The sequence below is a fragment of the Pedobacter sp. UC225_65 genome, from assembly GCF_042698365.1.
GTDB lineage: Bacteria > Bacteroidota > Bacteroidia > Sphingobacteriales > Sphingobacteriaceae > Pedobacter.
The window spans coordinates 2,028,361-2,052,031 of sequence record NZ_CP170550.1; the positions used below are offsets into that span (position 1 = coordinate 2,028,361).

A 23,671-nucleotide genomic window follows, 5' to 3' on the forward strand; every position below is an offset into this window, starting at 1 on the left:
TTTTAACTGGTTAATTGTTCATTCATAGTTGTCACACTAAGTTCCTCCCTGCGGTAGGCAGGTGTCGAAGTGTATTTGTTAACAGCGCAGTAAATTCAGCTCAGACTGACGTATATCTTATTATTTAATAATTGTTAAAATTCAAGTATGACAGCACTTGTCGCTGGCATACTAATCATCAATCCTTTGTTGATGTTATTGGTAGAAAATTCGGTTTTGGTCAATAGATCTGTAAAAGTTAAAGGCTTACCTTCGATATTAAATGCTTCTAAAACATCTTTGGGTAAGTTTACTTTTAGTTTGGTTTCGTTTCTGTTAAAGTTGGCCAACACCAATACACGTTTAGTTTCTGTGTATCTTAAATAGGCATATACTTTATCATTGAAACCTTCGGCATTTTTGTTGGCTGCCAAAAGTTCATAGAAATTACCTTTGGCAATGGCTTCGTTACGGGTAGCCAATTGCAGCAAAGTACTATAAAACTGACGAAGCTTTTGCTCATCCTCGTTTAATTGACCACCATCAAAAGCACCATTGTTCATCCATTTCTGATGTTGTGGCAGGCCCCAATAATCAAAGATCGAAGAACGACTGTCATCGCCTCCAAAACCCTCTGCTCCTTGTGCAGGCTCGCCTACTTCCTGTCCATTATAGATCATTACAGGTCCAGATGATAGTGTTGCTGTAACCACCATTCCAGGAACCGCATACCAAGGGTTATTGGCAAATCCTTTTGAGGCGATACGTTCTTCATCATGGTTCTCTAAAAAGCGTAACATGTGCTGTGAAAAACCATTGCTCTCTTTTTGCCAAACCAGGCTGATATCTTTAACAGTTGCATTGTCCTCCGCTTTGATTAAACGTTTGATGCCATCATAGAGTCCAACTTTATCATAGAGGAAATCAAATTTTCCGTTCACCAAAAAGTTCTTGTATTCATTTCTATCATAGGCCTCACCAATAAAGATCAGGTTTGGGTATTTTTTTTTCAGATCGGCAATTGCCCAACTCCAAAACTCTACCGGAACCATCTCTACCATATCACATCTAAAACCATCTACTCCTTTTGAGGCCCAAAAGGCTAAGATATCTTTCATCTTTTTCCAAAGTGGGGGTTGTGGCACAAAGTTTTTGGTATGGTTATTTTGGATGTCCAGTCCATAATTCAGTTTGATCGTTTCAAACCAATCGTCTAGTTTAGGTGCGGAACTAAATACATTATTTCCAGTAACCTTTGCTGGATTCTCGTCAAATTGGCCATCCTTTAATGCACTTTTAAATCCATCACCACCTGGATTATAACCCGCTGGAACTACAAATTTCTGATTCGGGATATAATAGAAGTCATTTGTTGGATCAAAGCTTTTGTTTTTGTTGTCATTAGCTCCCAAATCAACCACATTATTTGGTTTCACATCCGAATGGTAAGTTCTGGCCACATGATTAGGGATAAAATCCATCAAAACCTTTAATCCTTGGCTATGGGTACGTTTGATCAATGCCTCATATTCTGCCATCCGGTTTTTAACATCAACCGCCAAATCTGGATCAACATCATAATAATCCTTAATGGCATAAGGCGAGCCTGCTCTTCCTTTCACAATATCAGGGTCGTCGGCCTTGATTCCATCTTTGGTATAATCTGTCATGGTAGCATGCTCAATTACGCCTGTGTACCAAACATAATCTACGCCCATTTTTTTAAGTTCACTTAAGGCTTTATCATTGATATCATTAAATTTACCACTACCATTTGCTGTTATCGAACCGTAATAGGCATTGGTGGTGTTCTGGTTCCCAAAATGGCGTACCAGCATTTGGTAAATGACATTTTTTTTGTTTTCGATCTTCTCTGTAGTCGTTTGGTTGGATCTAACATCTGTAGGTTATTTTTACGTACGCAAGCAGATAAGCTCCACATCAGGGCTATCGATAAAGCTATTTTGATAACGTGTTTCAATGGTTAATGGTTTTAAGAATGAATGGTCAAAGTTCCGTTTGCCGACAGGTGATGATTGGCACCAAAAACATTTAAGATTAATGCTTTATCACTCTCATTTGTCAAACTCACGGTTTCCTGATCTACTTTTACCGTAACAATGGCTTGCCTGAAACCGATTTTAAAAGCATAAGATTTCCATTGTACCGGTAGAACCGGATGAAGATGCAACTGGTCATTTTTGATGCGCATGCCACCAAAACCTTCTACTACACTTAACCATGTACCTGCCATTGAGGTAATGTGTAATCCATCTTCCGTATCGTTGTTGTAATCGTCTAATTTAAACGAGAAGTACGCAGGTAAAACTCATAGGCTCTATCCAAGTCCCCCAATTTTGCGGCAATGATCGCATGTACGCAAGGCGATAAAGAACTTTCGTGAACGGTGCGTGGTTCGTAAAAATCGTAGTTTCTGCGGATGGTTTCCAGATCATAGTCTTCTTCAAAGAAATACAGCCCTTGTAGCACGTCTGCTTGTTTGATAAAACACGACCTTAAGTACCTATCCCAGCTCCATTTTTGGTTCAATGGTCGATCTGCGGCAGGTAGGTCTTTAACCAATACCTGTTCTTTATCTAAAAATCCATCCTGTTGTAAGAAAATACCTAGTTTTTTATCTTCAGGATAGAACATCTTGTTGATGATATCTTGCCAATGCGTTGTCTCTTTGCTTGCATCGAACTTTGTTTTCTTGAAGATTTCATCTAATCGTTTGCCATCGGCTGCTTTAACCCTATCAATGGCTTCGATGGTATATTTTAAACACCATGTAGCAATAGTGCTGGTGTACCAGTTGTTATTGACATTGTTTTCGTATTCATTAGGCCCAGTAACACCAAGCATTACGTATTGCTCCTTTTCGATGCTCCAATTGATGCGCTGCGCCCAGAAACGTGCAATACCGATCAATACTTCCAGTCCATATTGTGCCAGATACTGTTGTTCGCCAGTGTAACGGATGTAATTGAAAATGGCAAAAGCAATGGCCCCGTTCCTGTGGATCTCTTCAAAAGTGATTCTCCCATTCGTTGTGGCATTCTTCGCCATTAATGGTCACCATTGGATACAAAGCTGCGCCATTGTTGAAACCTAGCTTTTCTGCGTTCTCAATCGCTTTTTCCAGATGTTTGTAACGATAGATCAATAAATTTTCTGCTACCTGCTGTGGTGCTGTAGCCAGGTAAAAAGGCAAACAATAGGCTTCGGTATCCCAATAGGTAGAACCTCCATATTTTTCGCCTGTAAATCCTTTCGGACCGATGTTCAAACGTGCATCCTCACCGGTATAGGTTTGGTGCAATTGGAAGATGTTAAAACGAATGGCTTGCTGTGCAGCTACGTCTCCCTCAATGATCACATCACCGTTTTGCCATTTAACAGCCCAAGCTTTGGCTTGTTCATCCAATAGTTGATCAAAACCTTTGGCTACCACCTTTTTTAAGGTTGCAATGGTTGCTTTTTCTAATTCTTCTTTGACATAGTTTTCTGAAGACAGGTTTACTGCATATTTATAAATGCTGGTAACCTGATTTTTTTTCACTTCAACGGTAAATTGTTGCGCTACATATTTTTCTTTGCGCTTAAAAACTGGTTTCAGGCCTAAATCTTTACCATCTTGATCAATGGTGGTACAGATTGCAGAACTTACCCAGAAAGCGGTCTTTTTGGTTTCCATGTTCAACAGCGCGAAACCATCTTCTTCCTTAGCATTGATCTCGTTCCAAAACTTTTCGTCGTAATTTGAATCCTGGTTTTTGATGTCACCATCCAAACTCGCCTCAATGGTGATTCTTCCATCGAAATTATGTGGCGTAATGCGATACCTGATTGCTCCTGCTTCATCATCTACAATGCTGCAAAAACGAACAGATTCAACTCCGAGAACGTTCCCGCTCCTGAGCTCAACAACAAATTTTCGGGTCAATGTCCCCTGTTGCATATCCAGTACACGACTAAACGATATAACTTTACAAGTATGCAGATCTAATACCTCATCATTTACCACAACGTTGATTCCGATCCAGTTCGTTGCATTCAATACTTTGGCAAAATACTCTGGATAGCCATTTTTCCACCATCCAACTCTTGTTTTATCTGGATAATATACACCAGCCACATAATTGCCTTGTAAAGTTTCTCCGGTGTAGGTTTCTTCAAAATTGGCACGCTGGCCCATTCGTCCATTACCCAAGCTAAATATACTTTCAGAAATCTTGTTCAGCTGAGGATCAAATCCCTCTTCGATAATCTGCCACTCGTTATGTTTGATATAATTCTTCATTCTCGATTATAAATTCTCCAATTTTTCAATAGTCATTTCATATAGGCCAGGCACCACTAGGTCGGCTTCTTTTAAAACTGTTGCATTGCCTATGCCCACAGCTTTCATTCCTCCTGTTTTGGCAGCTTGTACGCCAGCTATCGCATCTTCAAATACAACACATGCACTTGCTTCTACATTCAGTTCTGCTGCCCCAACCAAAAACACTTCTGGGTCTGGTTTAGATTTTGTTACTTTATTTCCATCTACCAATACATCAAACATATGCATTAAACCTATTTGCCTTAGTATGGTTTCGGAGTTTTTACTCGCTGAACCCAAAGCTGTTAAATAATGATTGGCCCTTACCAACTCCAAAAACTCTTTTGCGCCAGGCAAAATCTCTTGAGGGGTCATTTTAGTGATCATTTCAACATACCAGGTATTTTTTAAGGTGGCCAGCGCCTGCATCTCTTCCTCAGTTTTACTAACAGCACCCCAATTTAATATAATTTTTAGAGACTCTATTCTGCTGATGCCTTTTAATTCTTCATTTTGTTCTTCTGTAAAATCAAATCCCAATTGGTTGGCTAATCTTCGCCATGCCTTATAATGGTACACGGCCGTGTCTACGATAACGCCATCAAGATCAAAAATACATGCTTTTAGGTTAGACATATGTTTATTGTAGTTCAAAGATATAAGTTGTTTTGGCAGCTAGCTGCAGTTTATGGAGTGGTAGTTGCTCATCTGTAACGATATTTACAGCAGTTTTGTATCTACCGATCCTTTCATCAAAACGAGTTGTCGTCAATTCTTCTGCTTGCTCATTGGTATTCATTACCACCATTACGGTTTTTTCATTGTTGTATCTAAAATACACATAGATACCTTTTTCTGGTACAAACTGCATCAGCTTCCCAGTCTGCAAAACTGCATTGTTTTTTCGATAGTTTGCCAACTTTTTCACAAAGTTGAAAGCTTCGTTCTCTTTTGCCGTTCTTCCGGCCTGCGTAAACTTGTTGGTTTTGTCTCCAGCCCAACCTCCTGGAAAATCTTCCCGCACCTTGCCATCTGGATCGGCATAGTTCTTCATCAAGATCTCAGTACCATAATATAGCTGAGGTATACCACGTAGTGAGAACAATAGAATAATCCCCGATTTATATTTATTAAAATCTTCTCCCACTACCGAATAAAAACGGCTCACGTCATGGTTGTCCAAAAACAGTACATTGCGTGTAGGGTCTTTGTATTGATAGTCGCTTGCCAAAACGGTATATAATCTATTTACGCCATCTGTCCAGCCAAATTTCCCATTCAAGGTCTCATTGATTGCAAAATAAGTCTGAAAGTCTGTTACGCCTTGTAAACCTGTATCAAAATGTTGGTTAACGGTATTCCCTTCTGTAAAAAACACTTGGTTAGCTGTTCCATTCACCCAGGTTTCGCCAAAAAAAGTAAATTTCGGAAATTCGGTAGTAATGGCTTTTGCCCATTCGGCCATAAATACCTTATCGTTGTATGCATAGGTATCTAACCTGAAACCATCTAAACCAGCATACTCGACCCACCAGACATGGCTCTGCGTAATGTATTTCTTTACCAAAGGGTTTTGTTGGTCTACATCGGGCATGTGGCGGTCGAACCAGCCATCGGTCATTAATTTTTTATCGGCACTTGCGGCATAAGGATCAAACAAAGTCTGGTCTTTATAAGTGGTACCAGTATATTTTGGCCATTGGTGGAACCAGTTTTTAGCTGGCGAGTCTAAAAATAAAAAATGTTGGTCGCCAATATGATTATGTACCAGATCTTTGATCATCTTCATTCCACGTTTATGGCATTCGTCAACCAACTTTTTATACAGGGCATTGTTGCCAAACCGACGGTCTACCTGATAGTTTTCTGTATTGGCATAGCCATGGTAAGAAGTTTTATACTCATCGTTTTCCAATACAGGGTTTAACCAAAGCGTAGTTACCCCCAATTCTTGCAGGTAAGGCAGCTTGTTGATGATACCTTGCAAATCGCCTCCATGACGGTAAAATATCGAATCCCTATTAAAGGTCTTATCTTTCATGCCTGCAATACGGTCGTTGCTTTCATCACCGTTGGCAAAACGATCGGGCATGATCAGATAAATAAAGTCCTTATTGGTAACACCTTGTGTTTTGTTGCTGCGTTGCTTCAATTCATAAGGATAAGTTATCGTTTTGGCGCCTGCCTAAGTCAAAACCAAATTGAACTTACCGGGTTTAGTTGCAGCAGAAATCTGGAGGTTTACAAACAGGTAGTTTGGATTGTCTACTTTTTGAGTACTGATTAGTTTAACACCAGCATAGTTTAAACTCACTTTTTTATCTGCAACCTTGTCGCCATGGATCAACAACTGTAAAGAGGTATCTTTAAAACCTACCCACCAATTTAATGGTTCTATTCTTTCTATTGCGGGGAGTTGCGCAAAGAGAAATTGGCTTTGTAGGGAGAAAATCAAAATTAAAAAAAATACGTTCCTTCTCATTAATAGCTTATTGATGCATTAGCTAAAGTGTTAATTTTTACCGCTAAAAGCAAAAGATTTGAAAAAATAATGGCTTTAAACAAAAAAAGCCCTCCGATTAAGGAGAGCTTTTTCTTTAAATTATGAACTATTATGGGTTATAGGTAAAACCGATATAATAAAGTGCACCAACTTGAGGGTTACCAAATGAAGTTGCATAATATTTATTCAGGATGTTAGACCCACCCAATTTGATTACAGCTTTAACTGAAGGCACTTTTAAGTTAACTTGGGCATCAAAGGTAGAATAAGCAGGAACATCTCCGGAAGCAAAGGTAGAGTTCCAGTAAAACGCATCTTGCCAACGGTACTGAACGTTGAAACCAAAGTTTTTAACAATTTCTCTACTGCCTACACCTGCATTGAATCTCCATTCTGGTGTATTGAAGTTGTTGTCAAAATTTGCAGGTATATCATTCAATTTATTGTATGATGTATTTCCATTGAAATTGAATTTACCAACTTGGTAATCTAATCCGAAAGCACCACCATAAGATTTAACTTTACCTGCAATGTTTACTGGCACGCTAAATTTAACAGCAGTAGTAGTAGGATTTTGGTACAAGTCAACCCCTCCGATAAAATCTTCGTAAATATTGTAATAAGCATAAGCATCAATCAATAAGCTTGTTGTAGCCAAACCTTTGTAACCTAGCTCAAATGACTGTACACTTTCTGGACGAAGACCGCCTGCATCAAAAGTGTATGGTTGTAATAATGCTGGATTTGGTGCACCGGCAGCTACAGAAGCCAAGAAAGCTCTATAACTAGTTGAAGTAACTCCTTTATTTGTGTTTAGTTCGTATTTGTTGATTGACTCTGGCAAACCACCGATCAAACGTGTAAGTCACCACCAACAGCTAAATCAATATACTGATCTTGCGTAGTTGGGTTACGGTAACCGGTTTGATAAGACATCCTGATGTTATTGTTTGGCGCTACTGTCCATACACCAGTTACACGAGGTGTAAGTCTGCCTTCAAAGTTTTTACTTTTGTCGTAACGACCAGCAACTGTCAATTTAAATTTCTCTCCAAGTTTTTTACCCAATTGTGCAAAAGCTCCATATTCACTAATGGTGATGTCACGATTTGCATCATCAAAGATCGTTCCATCAGAGTGCAAGAAATAATCACGATAAGAAGCACCAATTTGAAGCTCTACTACATTATTTAATGCGTTAGAGAAGTTGTACATCCCTTCATAGTGGTATAGATTGGTTTTATCATTGAATTTAGCTCCATTTTGTGGACCAATTGTTTTAGCAGTAATGGCAGATTTAGCGCTTTCATAACCTGCAGAACCAGGTACCAAACGACCAATATCAGCTTGTGATCTTGCAAAAGCCTGTGCTGCCGCATCGGTTTGTCCGCTTGATCTTGCGCCGATATAGTTACCTATGTATTGTGCATACCAACCTGTCAAGCCACCAGAAGGCTTCCAAGCCTCATTGATAAACGTACCCAAGATAGTTGCATTATAAGCTTCGCCAGAACGTTCTTGTGTAGTATAACCTCTTAAGAAGAAGTCTTGTCCTTTTAGTTCTAATTTGTACTGACCGATTTTAAAGTTTCTTAAAGAATAACGATCTGTACCTGTATAAACCGAAGTACCAGTTCCCCAATTGGCTTGTGCAATCGCTTCAATGGTATTGGTAAACTTATAGTGTAATGAAGTTGAGGTTTTCAATGATTTGGTATCATAATCAACCAAGTCAGACTCAGCATAACCAGTTCTCGATACAAATTGGTTTGGCAATAATCCAGGCACTCTTAATCCCACATAAAAAGGCATATAACTTTGGATGGTTGGTCTCAAAGCTGCTGGGAAAAGACCTAAAGCAGCCGCTTGTTGAGCTGCAGTTGGAGCTGCTCCAGGAGCTACTCCTAAGGCACTGAATGCACCATTTAAAGAGGTTTGGATATTTGGAATTGCACCACCACTGGCAGCATTTACGCCAGCAATGATCCTGCATTTAACGATTGGGTAACATTGATCATATTTTGGCTGATCTCATCACCATAAACGTTAATCCCATCATAATTAGGATCGCTACTTCTGTCACCACTTTTCAACTGACGAGAAGTTCTGTCAAAGTTTCTGGTATCAGAAGCTGCCCAATCTTTAGCTTGTAAAAAACCAAATGAGGTTTTGATTCCAAACTTATTGTTCCATGATTTGGCCAAACGCAGATCGAATTGTTTAAATTCTCTTACACCTTGATTGGTATTGTTGTCGTCAACATGGTTGATACCACCTTTGTATTGAAAACTTACACCTTGATATTGATAAGGGTTTTTAGATGTCATCAATAAAGTACCATTGATACCACCAGCACCATATAATGCAGAAGCTGCTCCAGGCAATAACTCTACGTTATCAACATCAAGCTCTGATAGCCCTACGATATTACCAACTGAGAAATTCAAACCAGGAGCCTGGTTATCCATTCCATCAATATACTGGTTAAAACGAGTATTACCATTTGCATTAAAACCACGAGTATTCACAGATTTAAAGGTTAAACTCTGCGTACTCATCTCCACACCTTTTAAATTATTAAGGGCATCGTAAAATGAAGGAGCAGGAAGTTCCTTTAAAGCTGAAGAGCTGATTCTCTCTACAGAAACTGGCGATTCAAGAATACGCTCTGGTGTTCTTGAAGCAGATACAACTACTTCTTGACCTAAGATAGCAGTAGCTTCCAATTCAAATGTAATATTAGCTGTTGTGCTGGTGATTTCTTTTTCTACAGACGCAAAGCCGATATAAGAAGCAACCAATGTAAATGGGGCCTTTTCTGTGGTAGAAAAAGAGAATTGACCTTTTAAATCTGTTGATGAACCTATTGTTTTTCCCTTAATAACAACGCTTACACCAGGAATTGGCTCTTTTGTTAGTTTATCTGTAACAGAACCACTAACTATTATGCTCTGCGCATGCACTGCAACACTGGTTGCAAAAAGCATAAAAAGCAAAAAGATGATTTTTGTAAAGATTTTGTTCATACTCAAGTAGTTTATATTTGTTTATTTACTATAAACTTAATACAAATTTCTTTACTAACAAATTCTATTTGGCACAAAATTTATTTTGCAAAATCTAATTTGATTGGATTTCAATCCATTTTTATAGTAAATTGCAGAACATGTTTCTTCATCGAAACAGAGAAACGACCAATTAAACCTATAAATCAAACTAATGAACAGAGTCAAAGCCCTCATTTGCATCATTATACCTATTTTATTGGCATATGCGTTCAACACAAAATTTGGTGATACCCCTCCATTACTTAAATTTTTAAATCCGTTTACTGGTTTTTGGCAAAATGCCGAAAGCAGTATGGTATCGGCCAATAAAAACATAGCGCTTAAAGGCGCCCACGATAAAATCGACATTTTCTTTGATGACAAAATGATTCCCCATGTGTTCGCAAAAAACGACCATGATGTATATTATGCCCAAGGTTATGTAACCGCCATGCATCGCTTATGGCAAATGGATTTCCAAACCAGGTTTGCTGCTGGAAGGATATCGGAAGTAGTTGGCAAAAAAGCCATAGAAGTAGACCGTTACCAAAGAAGGATGGGAATGGTATATGGCGCCGAAAACTCCTTAAAAGGAATGATGGAAGATCCCAAGGCTAAAGAAATGATTTTGGCCTACACCCAAGGATCAACGATTATATCCACTCTTTGAGCAGGACAAATCTACCCTTAGAGTATAAATTATTGGATTTTAAACCTGAAGATTGGACTCCAATTAAATGTGCGTTGTTACTTAAACAGATGTCGGCAGTGTTAGCTATGGGATCCGACGAATTTTACATGACCAATATCCTTAAAAAATTTGGCCCCGAAATCACAAAAGACCTTTTCCCAGATTATCCTTTCAAAGAAAGTCCGATCATTCCTGTTGGCACCAAATGGGATTTTACTCCACTCCCAATTCCTCCAACACCAAAAGGTTATACAGAAATGTTAACAGGCAACGTACAGACCAAACAAAAAGTTGAAGGTATTGGCAGTAACAACTGGGCAGTTTCTGGAGCAAAAACAGCTTCGGGTTATCCTATATTAGCTAATGACCCACACCTAGACCTAACTTTGCCTTCTATCTGGTATCAGATTCAATTGAATGCTCCCGGCCTAAATTCTTATGGCGTATCGCTTCCTGGTGCACCGGGAGTAATCATCGGTTTTAACCAAAATATTGCTTGGGGAGTTACAAATGTAGCAGCAGATGTATTGGACTTTTACCAGATCAAATTCAAAGACGACAAACACCAAAGCTATTGGTACAACAACACTTGGAAAAATACCACACAACGTTTTGAAAAAATTAAGATAAGAGGTGCTGCTGATGAGATTGATACCGTTTATTATACACATCACGGTCCCGTAGTCTATTTCCAAAAACCTAAATATGGCAAGGCTAATAATGTACCTGTAGGTAATGCCTTAAGATGGATTGCCCACGACAAATCGAATGAGTTGCTTACATTTTATTACCTCAACAGAGGAAAAAATTATGCCGATTATAGAAAGGCCCTTACTTATTACACCGCCCCTGCACAGAATTTTATTTTTGCCAGCACTGAGAACGATATTGCCATTACACCCAACGGAAAATTCCCGTTGAAATGGAAAGACCAAGGCAAGTTTATCTTAGATGGCTCAGACCCAGGAAATGATTGGCAGGGCTGGATTCCTGCAGACCAAAATCCAACGGTGAAAAATCCTCCTCGAAATTTTGTGAGTTCTGCCAACCAATCTTCAACAGACCAGACCTATCCTTATTACATCAATTGGGAGTTTTCTCCATACGAACGCGGGCAGAGGATTCAACGATAGACTTACCGCAATGACCAAGGCAAATGTAGACAGCATGCGTAATCTGCAGAGTGATTCATATAGCTTAATTGCTGAGAATCTGTTACCTCATATTTTACCATTAGTTAATGCTGGTCAATTAAATGCTACACAAAAAGAGGCCTTGAGCATTACCACAAAATGGAACAAATACTTTGAGGCCAATGAGGTTGGAGCCAGTATTTTTGACCTATGGACCAAAAGGTTAACCTATGATATTTGGGACGATGATTTTACCATTGCTGATATTCCAATGCGTTATCCTTCTAGAGACCGTACGGTAGAACTCATCCAAAAAGATCCAAATTCAAAATGGTTCGACAATGTAAAAACCAATCAGAAAGAAACCTTGGCAGACTTAGTCAATGAATCGTTTAAATTTGCCTGCGATAGCTTGGAACGTAAATATGGGCCAATTGGCAAAAATTGGAATTGGGCAAAAGTAAAAAACACCAACGTTCCACATCTAGCAAAAATACCTGGCTTTGGTTCTAAGACTTTATTAATTGGAGGTTCAAAAAGTACAGTTAATGCCATCAGCGAATCTAATGGTCCATCTTGGCGAATGGTAATAGAACTTGGAAAAAATCCTAAAGGTCATGGTGTATATCCCGGTGGGCAATCAGGCAATCCTGGAAGTCCATTTTATGACAATATGATTGACACTTGGGCCCAAGGTAAACTTTACGACCTGTTCTTTATGCAGTCTCCAGATGATAAATCGGGTAAAATAATTTCTCATTACAAAATTTCAAAAAAATAAGACATGGTTTTTTTAGTCGTTATCATAGCCTCTTTTTTATTACAAATGGTTTTACCATGGTGGGCAGTAGTTGTCATTTCTTTTGCCACCTGTGGTTTTATTGGCAAAACAGGAAAGATTGCCTTTTGGCAGCCTTTTTTGGCCATTTTTTTATTATGGTTGGGCATGGCCTTATTTAAGAGTTTACCAAACCATAATGTTTTGGCAACAAGAGTTGCTGAGATGATAGGTGTTAAACTTTGGCCAGTCTTATTGTTGATCACTGTTTTAATCGGAGGTCTGGTTGCTGGGATCAGTGGTTATTGTGGTTACCATTTTAGAAAAGCCATAATTAGCCTTAAAACTCCTGCTTAAAATTATAATTCTTTGTATTTTTGCGCAGTGAATATAACTCCTGAGCAAATTTTTTCTATTGATAACGAAGCCACTTTTAACCAGGTAGCTATAACTATTTTTCAGCATCAAGCAAAAAATTGCCTTGTATATCACGACTATATCAAGAACCTAAAAATCGATACGGATACGATCAAACATTATCGACAAATTCCATTTTTGCCCATTAGTTTCTTCAAAAGCCATAATGTTCTAAGTACAAATGAACCAGTAGAGATTGTTTTTAGTAGCTCAGGCACCACTGGCCAGATCATCAGCAAGCATTTGGTTAGTAATGTAAATATCTACAAACAAAGCTTCAACAAGGCTTTTGAACAATTCTATGGAGACCCATCAGAAATTTGCATCATCGCCTTGCTCCCATCCTACTTAGAAAGAGAAGGACCCTCTTTGATCTATATGGTTGATGACCTTTTAAAACAAAGCAAACACCCTTTAAGTGGTTATTTTCTGCACAACCATGATCAGCTTTTTGTTACCCTTCAAGATTTAAAAATAGCTAAACAAAAAACCATTTTAATTGGTGTTACCTATGCATTATTAGATTTTGTGGAACAGTTCCAAATCGATTTCCCTGAATTGATTGTGATGGAAACTGGTGGCATGAAAGGCAAACGCAAAGAAATGGTACGCGCAGAGCTTCACGATACACTCTACAAAGGTTTTGGTGTTCAGCAGATCCATAGCGAATACGGAATGACGGAATTATTATCACAAGGCTATTCTTATGGAAACGGAATATTTAACTGTCCACCGTGGATGAAGATCTTGTTAAGGGATACCTCTGATCCTTTGAGCTTACTTCAAAACAGGCAAAGTGGTGGAATTAATGTGATTGACTTGGCCAATGTAAATTCTTGCGCTTTTATTGCCACACAGGATACTAGGCAAAATCTATCCTGACGGAAGTTTTGAAGTATTGGGCCGATTTGACAATGCCGATATCAGGGGTTGTAATCTGCTGGTACAATAATCAATATTTAAATCTTCTATCAAACCTAAAGACCCTTTTCCCAATCAATCTTACTTTTGCTGATTGCGTATGGTTTGGATTTAAGACAATATTGTATTCTTCCTCTACAATTACAGAAGGAACTTTCATCACAAGATATTGGTTGTCCTTTATAAATTGGTCTCCAATTCTTTTGAGCATTTCTATTGCTGTCTCTTCTTTCCAGTTTTTGGGCAATTCTTTAACGTCTATGGTTAATACGTTATCATCTGGGATTTCAAAAACTGCTAAGGAAAAATCTTGGTCAATAACCGCTGGTCTCAAGTGCACCAACACTTCCATCACAGCCATCGCCCTACTCTCTGCAAAATACATCATTTCTATTCCCTTATTGTTCCAGCGCCCACCATATTGTTTCGCACCAGTACCACTCAGGTCCTCTATAAATTTTGGAGATGCTATCCTATAGACCAACATTAGCTAAATACTCCATGTTCTATCCGACCCAAGATATCAGAAACCATGGTAAAGCCGATATGTGTATCCAATAGGTTAAATGGGGCCTCTCCATCCAAAGCGAAATTTGGGGTTTTTATCCAACTGCTGAATGCTTTTTCACTACCCAGCACTTCTATACCACGCTCAAATAAAAGGGCCAGTTCTATGGCTCGATCGGCATGCTCGGTTCTAACTAAGGTTTCTGGTGTATAACGTTGCAAAGTACGCTCTGAAATATGTAAAATGGTAGCAATCTCTTCTATGGTTAATGAAATTTGTTTGGCCAAAGCTAATAATGATTTTTTTGAGATTCCTTTGCGTGCGAGCTTAAGTAAATCAAAATCAGAAACTTCTGCATATCTATCACCCATTATTGTTGTCATTGGGGTATAATTAACGATGGCATAGGCTACCATTGGCTCTTCTAAATGACTGGGCTTAAGGGCTTTCTTTTTCATATCAGACAATTATACCCAAATATATACATTTTGTCCGAAATTAAAAATTCTTTTCAAAAAAATCCCGAACTTTTCAGAACGGGATTTATGTATGATGTGGTAAAAGTTATTCTGCAATTAACAGAAAATAATTCTTTTTCCCTTTTTGAACGATAATAAACTCATCATTGATTAAATCTGCAGTTGTATAAGTGGTTGTGGCATCTGCAACTTTTGCTTTGTTTACGCTTAATCCTCCACCTTGTATTGTTTTTTTAGCCTCTCCTTTTGAAGGGAAAACGGTTGTTTTTTCAGCTAAAAGTGTAGCGATGTCAATTCCACTTGCAAGTTCATTTTTTGCAATGTTAAACTGTGGTACACCTTCAAAGATTTCTAAAACACTTTTCGAATCTAAAGTTTGTAAAAATGCTAAAGCTCCATTTCCAAACAAAAATTCTGAGGTTTTAATCGCTGTCTCTAAGGCTTCTACTGAATGCGTTTTTACTGTAATATCTTCTGCCAATGCTTTTTGCAAAATGCGTAAATGCGGTGCAGCATCATGTTCAAGCTCTAATGCTTCAATTTCTGCTTGAGTTTTTAAGGTGAAAATTCTAATCCATTTTTTAACATCATCGTCAGATGCATTTAACCAAAATTGGTAGTATTTGTAAGGAGAAGTTTTTTCTGGATCTAACCAAACAGCACCACTTTCGGTTTTGCCAAACTTAGTTCCATCTGCTTTTTTAATTAACTGTGTAGTTATCGCATAAGCAGTTCCTTGATCTTTTCTTCTAATTAATTCTGTTCCTGTAACAATATTTCCCCACTGGTCAGAACCTCCCATTTGCAACAAACAGTTCTTATTTTTCCATAAATAATAGAAATCATAACCTTGTATCAACTGATAGCAAAATTCAGTAAAAGATAAGCCAGAATCACCCTCTAAACGTCTCTTCACGCTGTCTTTTGCCATCATATAGTTAACTGTGATATGTTTACCTACATCTCTAATAAATGTAAATAAATTCATATCCTTAAACCAATCGGCATTATTAACCATTACAGCACCATTTCCAATGTCCTCAAATTTTAAGAATTTAGACAATTGTTTTTTCATGCCCTTAAGGTTATGCTCAATCATTTCTGGCGTTTGTAGGTTACGCTCATCAGATTTACCAGAAGGGTCGCCAACCATACCTGTAGCACCTCCAACTAAAGCAAAAGGCTTATGACCCGCTCTTTGAAAATGGATCAAGGTCATAATTTGTGTCAAGTGACCAACATGTAACGAATCTGCAGTTGGATCAAAACCAATATAACCAGCAGTCATACCTTCATTTAGTTTTTCCTCTGTATTTGGCATGATATCATGCAACATGCCTCTCCAACGCAATTCTTCTACAAAATTTGTCATTACTTATTATTTTAGGTCGCAAAGATAGCAGTTTGTGCCGAAAGACTAAAACAATTGAATTTCTTGACCTCCAACTTGCATACCTTATCCACAACTTCCATACTTTCTGCCTACCTTTACCCTATGAACTTCCTTTCGCATTTTTATTTTGAAAGAAAAAACCAGGATGAAAACATGGTGATTGGAACCGTTTTGCCCGACTTGGTTAAAAATGCTCACAAGGACTGGAATCTGTATCCACAAAAAAAGTCTGAGCTTTTCATTGCCGATGCAAAGCTCAATTCATTACTAACTGGCTGGAAAAGACACTTGGAAGTTGATCTTTTATTCCACTCTTCCGATTTTTTCTATACAGAAACAGCTAAACTTAAACAATTGATCTTGCCAATTTTGGGCGACAGTCCTGTAAGGCCTTCCTTTTTGGCCCACATTGGTGTAGAACTTGTTTTAGACCATTTGTTGGTCACCAACAGAAAAATAGACATCAATGCTTTTTATGAGCACCTCAACAACGTTGATGACAATACCTTGAACACTTTCCTTATCAAATGTGGAAGTGAGGACACAGACAAGTTTTTTGCCTTTTTAAATAGCTTCAGGTCGAGCAGATATCTATTGAGCTATCAAAAACTGGAAAACATTAGTTATGCCCTACAAAGAATCTGTATGCGCTTATGGACTCATCCATTTCACGAAACAACAGTTAGCTTATTAAATGAGCAACTTGAAATCTACAGAGTAATGCTCGAGCAAAACTACCTATCGATCTTCGATGAAATTGAAGGAAAGCTAAAGGTTTAGATTCTTAAGTGCTCTTCCAATAACTTGCAATAGACAACTCTAATTGATCAATTACATTACTTCTCAATACTAATAATTATATTTGTCTATGTCTATTTTTGCGGTAAAAGAACAAATGGATGCCTTGGTTGCAGAGTTAAACCAGCATACTTACAATTATTATGTATTGGCGATGCCTACCATTGCCGATTATGAATTTGATCAAAAACTAGAAGAACTTGCCAGACTGGAAAAAGAATATCCAGCTTATGCCGACCCTAACTCGCCTACCCAAAAAGTTGGAGGAGACATTACCAAAAATTTCATAACCGTAAAACACAAATGGCCCATGCTCTCTTTAGGCAACACCTATAATGAGCAAGACCTGCGTGATTTTGATGAGCGTGTAAGAAAAGCAATTGGTGATGATTTTGAATATGTTTGTGAATTAAAATTTGATGGCTTGTCCATTAGCCTGACTTACGAAAATGGCATTTTGGTAAGAGCTGTTACCCGTGGCGATGGAACACAGGGTGATGACGTAACCAATAATATCAAAACCATCCACACCATACCCCACCGTGCAAAAGGAGAAGAAATTCCTGATTTTTTTGAAATTAGAGGGGAGGTTTTTATGCACCGGGCAGCATTTGAACGCTTAAACAAAGAGCGAGAAGAATTGGGCGAGATTGCTTATGCAAATCCTCGTAATTTTGCCAGTGGAACCGTAAAGATGCAAGATTCGAAAGAAGTAAGCAAAAGACCTTTAGATTGTTTTCTGTATACAGTTTATAGCGATAAACAATTGTTCAGAACGCATTGGGAGAGTTTACAAGCAGTGAAAAAATGGGGATTTAACGTCTGCGAGCATACCCGTTTAAGCAAAAATATCACTGATGTACTAGCCTTTATCGCGCATTGGGAAAATGAACGCTTCAATTTAAGTTACGATATTGATGGGATCGTTGATCAAGGTAAATAGTTATGCGCAACAACAAGAGTTAGGTTTTACGGCCAAATCTCCACGTTGGGCAATTTCATATAAATACAAAGCTGCCGAGGTCCAAACCGTTTTAGAAAAAGTGAGTTATCAGGTTGGCAGAACCGGCGCAGTAACACCTGTGGCCAACCTTAAACCAGTGGTATTAGCTGGCACTACCGTTAAACGCGCAACATTACATAATGCTGATGAGATTACTCGACTAGACTTACATGAGAATGATACCGTTTTTGTAGAAAAAGGTGGAGAAATCATCCCAAAGATCATTAAAGTAAATTTAGCATTAAGGCAGGCCAATGCCAAGCCTATCGTTTACATCAGCAATTGCCCTGAATGTGGCACAGAACTGGTCAGAAAAGAAGGAGAAGTTGCTTTTTATTGTCCAAATGACGAAGGTTGTCCTCCGCAGATTGTTGGCAAGATACAGCATTTTATTGGTCGTAAAGCGATGGATATTGATGGTTTGGGCGACGAAACGATCGAAAGCTTTTACCAAAGAGGCTTAGTGGCTCATATTAGCGACCTATACACTTTACATGAAAAGGCCGAAGAATTGAAACAGATAGAACGTTTTGGCGAACGTTCTATAGAAAATATGCTCAAAGGCATCGAAGCGTCTAAACAGATGCCATTTGAAAAGTTATTGTTTGGCTTGGGCATAAGATATGTTGGCGAAACTGTTGCCAAAAAATTAGCCAGAGGTGTAAAAAACATCGATAATTTGGCCAAGGCATCAATTGAAGAACTGACCGCCATTGATGAAATTGGTGGACGCATTGCTGAAAGTATCCAAGAATATTTTAGCAAAGAAGAACATTTACAGCAAATAATGCTTTTAAAAGCTGCAGGACTACAATTTGAAGTGCAGGAAAGTGTAATATTGTTGCAAAGCGAGAAACTTATTGGAAAAACATTCGTAATTTCGGGAGTTTTTGAAAAGTACAGCAGAGAAGAATTAAAGGCACTTATTGAAGAAAATGGCGGTAAAATTCTAAGTGGAATTTCTGCGAAATTAGACTACTTGGTTGCCGGCGACAATATGGGCCCATCTAAACTGGAAAAAGCCACAAAACTCAATGTGCCTCTTATTAACGAGGATGAGCTGATAGCGATGATTGAATTATAGGTTATTAAGTATGAAGAAACCTTCTTTATACTTAATACTAATTACTTTATACGAATAAATAAATGAACAGATTTCACGGTACTGGTGTGGCTTTGGTTACACCTTTTAACACAGACGGAACGGTTGATTATCAGGGCTTAAAAAGACTGATCAATCACTTGGTTGATGGAGGTATAGATTACCTTGTATCATTAGGTACAACAGGCGAAACAGCCACATTGAGCAAGGACGAGAAGAAGAAGGTGTGGGATTTTACTGCTGAGATCAATGATGGTCGTTTGCCTTTGGTTGCTGGTATTGGCGGCAATGACACAGCTGTAATCGGTGAAGCCATTAAAACATTCGAGAACAATCAATACAGTGCCATACTTTCGGTTAGCCCTTATTATAGCAAACCAACTCAAGAAGGGATTTATCAGCATTACAAATACCTAAGTGAATTAAGCGAATTACCTATCATTTTATATAATGTACCAGGGCGTACAGGAAGTAATATGAGCGCTGAGACTACTTGTCGTTTGGCTCACGATTTCAAAAATGTAATTGCTACCAAAGAAGCCTCTGGAAGCTTTGAACAGTTCAATCAGATCATGAGAGATAAACCAGCTGATTTTTTATTGATTTCTGGAGATGATCCAATTGCCTTACCCATGATTGCTTTGGGGGCGGTGGGTGTAATTTCGGTAATAGGCAATGCCTTACCTCAGCAATTATCTACATTGATCAAACAATGCCTACAAGGAGATTTTGCCAAAGCATTGCCTGCACATTTAAGTTTGTTGGAGATTACAAGGCTAATGTTTGCAGAAGGCAACCCAGCTGGTGTAAAGGCTACTTTAAAGCAATTGAACATCTGTGAGGATGTTGTTCGCCTCCCATTAGTTAAAGCCTCTACAACGCTCCATAAAAGCTTAGCTGAGCAATTAGATAATCTAGTTGCACTCGCATAAAAAGCAAAAAAGAGAAGACATAAAAAAGCGCCTTGGTTAGGGCGCTTTTTTTAAACAAAAATTGCTGATTAAGCTTTGTTTTTAGTTTCTTGGATCTCTAAGCGAATGCTCTGAGCTAAGTTTTTAAGATCTTGCATACCTTTACGTACACGTGTTCCAGCTGCGCTGTTCGCTTTGTTGTAGAATTTGTCTGCATCAGCTTCTAAAGCTGCAACAAGTGCTTTTACGTCATTAAATTTTTTCATTTTTAAATTACTCCTTTTTAGTTTTTTTTAAGGTTTTGATTAATACTCTAATACTAAAGTAAGATGTTTATTTTAATAAAAAAATTTTTGCAACAATAAAAAAGTGGGTAAACAGCTGTTTTTTTCCACATTTAACAGGGTTATAAACAAGCAATTAACATTTAAAAACACATAAAACATTAACAATCAGCATCTTACAATAAAAACACAATAAAAATGCCCTCTACAGTATTGTGAGGGCATTTTTTTATATAAATTTTATATTTTTTTTACATCGTAGAGAATTTGTTCTCTTTATAGTAGCCATTTTTAAGCTTTTCTGAAACTTCGCTAAAGGCATCAAGGGTCTTTTGTACATCTTCCATACTGTGTACAGCAGTTGGGATAAGCCTCAATTCAATCATTCCTTTTGGAATAACAGGGTACACTACAATTGAACAGAAAATACCATAGTTTTCACGTAGGTCCATGGTCAACGCAGTTGCTTCCAACAACTCCCCCTTTAAAAATACCGGCGTAACCACAGTGTCCGTAACACCTAGGTCAAAACCACGGTCGCGCAGACCTTTTTGTAAGGTTGTAGCTACTTTCCAAAGCTTTTCTCTCAACTCCGGATTGTTTTTCAATAGCTCTAAACGTTTTAACAAACCGATCACCATCGGCATAGGTAACGCTTTGGCAAAAGTTTGAGAACGCATGTTGTATCTAAAGTAATTGGTCAATTCTTCAGTTGAAGCCACAAAGGCACCAATACCTGCCATCGACTTAGCGAAGGTGGCAAAATAAACATCTACGCCTTCGATACAGTGTTGTGCTTCGTGAGTACCAGCACCTGTTTCACCCATGGTACCAAATCCATGTGCATCGTCAATCAACAAACGGAAGTTAAATTCTTTCTTTAACTCAATCAGTTCTTTTAATTTACCTTGGGCCCCAGACATACCGAAAACACCTTCGGTAATCAATAAGATACCACCACCAGTTTGTTCTGCCAATTTACTAGCTCTTTCTAACTGTTTACGGGCATCTTCAATATTATTATGTTTGTAAACAAAACGTTTACCCATGTGCAAACGCAAACCGTCTACAATACAAGCATGAGATTCGCCATCATACACAACAACATCGTTTCTATCTAATAAAGCATCGATAATCGACACCATACCTTGGTAACCAAAGTTAAGTAGGAATGCATCTTCTTTACCAACAAATGTAGCCAGTTCTTGTTCCAATTGCTCATGGTACTTAGAGTTACCAGACATCATACGGGCACCCATTGGGTAAGCCATACCGAAATCTGCTGCGCCTTGCTCATCTGCTTTTCTCACTTCAGGGTGATTGGCAAGACCTAAATAATTATTTAAGCTCCAAACCAACAATTCTTTCCCTCTAAAATTCATGTGTGGTGCAATCTCTCCCTCTAATTTAGGAAAAGAGAAATATCCATGAGACCATTTTTGGTGTTGCCCAATTGGGCCCATGCGCTTTGCTACTTTATCGAAAATATCCAATGTTATTATTTATTTAATGTAATCTGTTCTTTATTTTAATTTTTGCAAATTTAAGCTTAAAATACCTATTTAACAACCTCAAATAGATGGCAGTATAATGCAAAAAAAGCCTTAACAAATTTTATTGCTAAGGCTTTAAGTACTTATCTGTTGAACTTGTTAGTCAACGTTATCATGTAAAAATGAGTTGTTTGGTCTAATTTCTGTCGAACCATCCTCATCATTACTTAAGGTAAATCTTGAAACTTGCGATTCTGAAGAATGTTGAACTTGTTGCAACTGCATCTGCTTACGTTTGTAGGCTGGTTCATTTTCCAACTCTTGCAAACCATTAGTCGTACGCAATTTCATGCTCAGATCTTTCAACCTTAAAATTCTTTCTCTAGATTTTTTAAGTTGATCTTCTACAGATTCGTCGTTTTTATCATCATCGGCACCAACTTCTTCAATTGTTGCAATAGGTGCTGGCGTAATTGTTTCTTCTTCTAATTCAAATTGAGCAATGGGTGTTTCGAATACAAAATCAGTCTCTGCCAATTTCACTTCAAATTCAAAACCCGCTTCTTGTTGCGCTTCGGCTGCAGGTGCTTCTTCTTCAACCAATTGGTGAACAATGGTCAAGTTTTCTGGCTCTTCAACTCTAGGTGCTCTATTCAGGTTAAACAAATCGCCAAACAAATCAGATTGTTTAGGCTCGTCTTGTACCTTTAAAATAGGTTCAGCGCTCACTGGCTCTGGTTTAGCTTCGATGAAAGAATTTACCGGCTCAACTGGTCTAACCAAAGGAGCTTCTTCTGGTGTCAATAGCGATATTTTTTTAACATTCTGTCTATCTTTTGCCCTTTGTTCGGTAGTTTGGAAGCCAGTGGCAATAATGGTAACCGATAATTTATCTTCTAAACTCTCGTCAATACAGTTACCCCAGGTCAACTCTGCAGAAAGACCTGCTTTATCTTGGATGAAATCTGTAATGATCGTTACTTCGTCCATCGTTACTTCACGTATACCAGAACTGATATTCAACAAAATATATCTCGCGCCTTCAATTTCATTATCTTTTAACAATGGAGATGCTAAAGCACCTTCTACTGCTGCCAAAGCACGATTTTCGCCCTCAGCTGCAAAGCTACCCATAATAGATACTCCACTGTCTTTCATTACCGTACGCACATCTTTAAAATCCACGTTGATATAGCCAGGTACAGTGATGATTTCGGCGATACCTTTTGCAGCAGTTGTTAAAATATCATCTGCCTGTGCAAAAGCCGAACCTAGGGTAAGGTTACCAAAGATCTCACGTAATCTATCGTTAGAGATTACCAAGTAAGAATCTACATATTTTTTCAACTCATCCAAACCATCATCTGCCTGCATTTTACGTCTCTTACCTTCAAAGGCAAAAGGAGTAGTAATGATCGCAACGGTTAGGATATCAAGTTCTTTAGCAGCTTGGGCAATAATTGGACTGGCACCAGTTCCGGTACCACCACCCATTCCGGCCGTAATGAAAAGCATTTTGGTCGTGCTGCCCAACATCGCTTTAATGTCGTCTATATTTTCAATAGCCGAGTTCTTGCCTACTTCCGGAATTGAGCCTGCACCCATCCCTTCGGTTAGGCTAGACCCTAATTGTACCTTGTTAGGAATAGGACTAAACTCTAAAGCTTGCGCATCTGTATTACAAATAATAAAGTCTACACCAGTAATTCCTTGACGGTACATATGGTTTACCGCATTACCTCCACCGCCACCAACACCAATTACTTTGATGATGGATGACTTATCTTTTAACATTTCGAACTTCATATCGTTATGAATCAGTTGTTTAAAAATTGAAATTTTCTGTTCATCTCTTTTGTAATATTAACACTTTTTTAACAGGCGTTTTCCACAACTGTTAATAATGT

The 23,671-nt window shown here is 38.3% G+C and carries 19 protein-coding genes and 3 pseudogenes; 7 read left to right on the plus strand and 15 right to left on the minus strand.

The window, feature by feature from the left end; translation table 11 throughout:
- Positions 1–134: 134 nt before the first annotated feature.
- From ACFJIZ_RS10645 to ACFJIZ_RS10685, 9 genes and pseudogenes are all read right to left on the minus strand, one after another.
- Positions 135–1,817, minus strand: coding sequence for an alpha-amylase family glycosyl hydrolase (locus tag ACFJIZ_RS10645; RefSeq protein ID WP_379093403.1), 1,683 nt, complete (start codon positions 1,815–1,817; stop codon positions 135–137).
- 155 nt (positions 1,818–1,972) lie between these two features.
- Positions 1,973–2,233, minus strand: coding sequence for a glycosyl hydrolase family 65 protein (locus ACFJIZ_RS10650; RefSeq protein WP_379093406.1), 261 nt, complete (start codon positions 2,231–2,233; stop codon positions 1,973–1,975).
- 44 nt (positions 2,234–2,277) lie between these two features.
- Positions 2,278–4,282, minus strand: a pseudogene (locus ACFJIZ_RS10655) (family 65 glycosyl hydrolase domain-containing protein).
- A 6-nt stretch (positions 4,283–4,288) separates the two neighbouring features.
- Complete coding sequence (gene pgmB / locus ACFJIZ_RS10660) at positions 4,289–4,939, minus strand: beta-phosphoglucomutase (RefSeq protein ID WP_379093410.1); 651 nt, start codon at positions 4,937–4,939, stop codon at positions 4,289–4,291.
- Positions 4,940–4,943: 4 nt separating this feature from the next.
- A complete protein-coding gene (locus ACFJIZ_RS10665; protein WP_379093413.1) occupies positions 4,944–6,455 on the minus strand; it encodes an alpha-amylase family glycosyl hydrolase in 1,512 nt (503 codons plus the stop codon).
- A gap of 33 nt (positions 6,456–6,488) precedes the next feature.
- Positions 6,489–6,785, minus strand: a complete 297-nt coding sequence (locus ACFJIZ_RS10670; RefSeq protein WP_379093421.1) for a cyclomaltodextrinase N-terminal domain-containing protein — start codon at positions 6,783–6,785, stop codon at positions 6,489–6,491.
- A 130-nt stretch (positions 6,786–6,915) separates the two neighbouring features.
- Complete coding sequence (locus ACFJIZ_RS10675) at positions 6,916–7,662, minus strand: hypothetical protein (RefSeq protein ID WP_379093424.1); 747 nt, start codon at positions 7,660–7,662, stop codon at positions 6,916–6,918.
- Positions 7,659–8,642, minus strand: a complete 984-nt coding sequence (locus ACFJIZ_RS10680) for a TonB-dependent receptor domain-containing protein (protein ID WP_379093427.1) — start codon at positions 8,640–8,642, stop codon at positions 7,659–7,661. The genes ACFJIZ_RS10675 and ACFJIZ_RS10680 overlap by 4 nt, the downstream gene beginning before the upstream one ends.
- Before the next feature lie 134 nt (positions 8,643–8,776).
- Positions 8,777–9,832 (minus strand): carboxypeptidase-like regulatory domain-containing protein, encoded by a 1,056-nt coding sequence (locus ACFJIZ_RS10685; protein ID WP_379093429.1) that lies wholly within the window; start codon positions 9,830–9,832, stop codon positions 8,777–8,779.
- 406 nt (positions 9,833–10,238) lie between these two features.
- Between ACFJIZ_RS10685 and ACFJIZ_RS10690 the strand changes: the two are divergent.
- The 4 genes and pseudogenes from ACFJIZ_RS10690 (at position 10,239) to ACFJIZ_RS10705 (ending at position 13,754) form a co-directional block, all read left to right on the plus strand.
- Positions 10,239–11,677: pseudogene (locus ACFJIZ_RS10690) on the plus strand (penicillin acylase family protein).
- Between the two features lie 10 nt (positions 11,678–11,687).
- Positions 11,688–12,458, plus strand: coding sequence for a penicillin acylase family protein (locus tag ACFJIZ_RS10695; RefSeq protein ID WP_379093432.1), 771 nt, complete (start codon positions 11,688–11,690; stop codon positions 12,456–12,458).
- Positions 12,459–12,461: 3 nt separating this feature from the next.
- On the plus strand, positions 12,462–12,812 hold the full coding sequence (locus ACFJIZ_RS10700; protein ID WP_379093435.1) for a hypothetical protein: 351 nt from the start codon (positions 12,462–12,464) through the stop codon (positions 12,810–12,812).
- Positions 12,813–12,824: 12 nt separating this feature from the next.
- Complete coding sequence (locus ACFJIZ_RS10705; RefSeq protein WP_379093438.1) at positions 12,825–13,754, plus strand: acyl transferase; 930 nt, start codon at positions 12,825–12,827, stop codon at positions 13,752–13,754.
- 70 nt (positions 13,755–13,824) lie between these two features.
- Here ACFJIZ_RS10705 and ACFJIZ_RS10710 read toward each other — a convergent pair whose 3' ends face one another.
- The 3 genes from ACFJIZ_RS10710 to tyrS all read right to left on the minus strand — a co-directional run bounded on the left by ACFJIZ_RS10710 (position 13,825) and on the right by tyrS (position 16,152).
- Positions 13,825–14,280 (minus strand): RES family NAD+ phosphorylase, encoded by a 456-nt coding sequence (locus ACFJIZ_RS10710; RefSeq protein WP_379093441.1) that lies wholly within the window; start codon positions 14,278–14,280, stop codon positions 13,825–13,827.
- The gene (locus ACFJIZ_RS10715) at positions 14,280–14,759 is read right to left on the minus strand and encodes an antitoxin Xre/MbcA/ParS toxin-binding domain-containing protein (protein ID WP_379093444.1); all 480 of its coding nucleotides are present in this window, start codon (positions 14,757–14,759) and stop codon (positions 14,280–14,282) included. The genes ACFJIZ_RS10710 and ACFJIZ_RS10715 overlap by 1 nt, the downstream gene beginning before the upstream one ends.
- Positions 14,760–14,865: 106 nt before the next feature.
- Positions 14,866–16,152 (minus strand): tyrosine--tRNA ligase, encoded by a 1,287-nt coding sequence (tyrS, locus tag ACFJIZ_RS10720; protein WP_379093447.1) that lies wholly within the window; start codon positions 16,150–16,152, stop codon positions 14,866–14,868.
- Positions 16,153–16,275: 123 nt separating this feature from the next.
- On the opposite strand from tyrS, the gene ACFJIZ_RS10725 reads away from it, so the two are divergent.
- From ACFJIZ_RS10725 to dapA, 3 genes and pseudogenes are all read left to right on the plus strand, one after another.
- The gene (locus tag ACFJIZ_RS10725; RefSeq protein ID WP_379093450.1) at positions 16,276–16,953 is read left to right on the plus strand and encodes a hypothetical protein; all 678 of its coding nucleotides are present in this window, start codon (positions 16,276–16,278) and stop codon (positions 16,951–16,953) included.
- 88 nt (positions 16,954–17,041) lie between these two features.
- Positions 17,042–19,058, plus strand: a pseudogene (gene ligA, locus ACFJIZ_RS10730) (NAD-dependent DNA ligase LigA).
- Positions 19,059–19,120: 62 nt separating this feature from the next.
- Positions 19,121–20,008, plus strand: coding sequence for a 4-hydroxy-tetrahydrodipicolinate synthase (dapA, locus tag ACFJIZ_RS10735; protein WP_379093453.1), 888 nt, complete (start codon positions 19,121–19,123; stop codon positions 20,006–20,008).
- 68 nt (positions 20,009–20,076) lie between these two features.
- On the opposite strand, the gene ACFJIZ_RS10740 is transcribed toward dapA, so the two are convergent.
- The 3 genes from ACFJIZ_RS10740 to ftsZ form a co-directional block, all read right to left on the minus strand.
- Positions 20,077–20,253, minus strand: a complete 177-nt coding sequence (locus tag ACFJIZ_RS10740) for a hypothetical protein (protein WP_055130261.1) — start codon at positions 20,251–20,253, stop codon at positions 20,077–20,079.
- A gap of 269 nt (positions 20,254–20,522) precedes the next feature.
- Entirely contained in the window at positions 20,523–21,764 is a 1,242-nt protein-coding gene (locus ACFJIZ_RS10745; RefSeq protein ID WP_379093456.1) for an aminotransferase class I/II-fold pyridoxal phosphate-dependent enzyme, read from the minus strand.
- Between the two features lie 159 nt (positions 21,765–21,923).
- A complete protein-coding gene (gene ftsZ / locus ACFJIZ_RS10750; RefSeq protein ID WP_379093459.1) occupies positions 21,924–23,570 on the minus strand; it encodes a cell division protein FtsZ in 1,647 nt (548 codons plus the stop codon).
- Between the last annotated feature and the right edge of the window lie 101 nt (positions 23,571–23,671).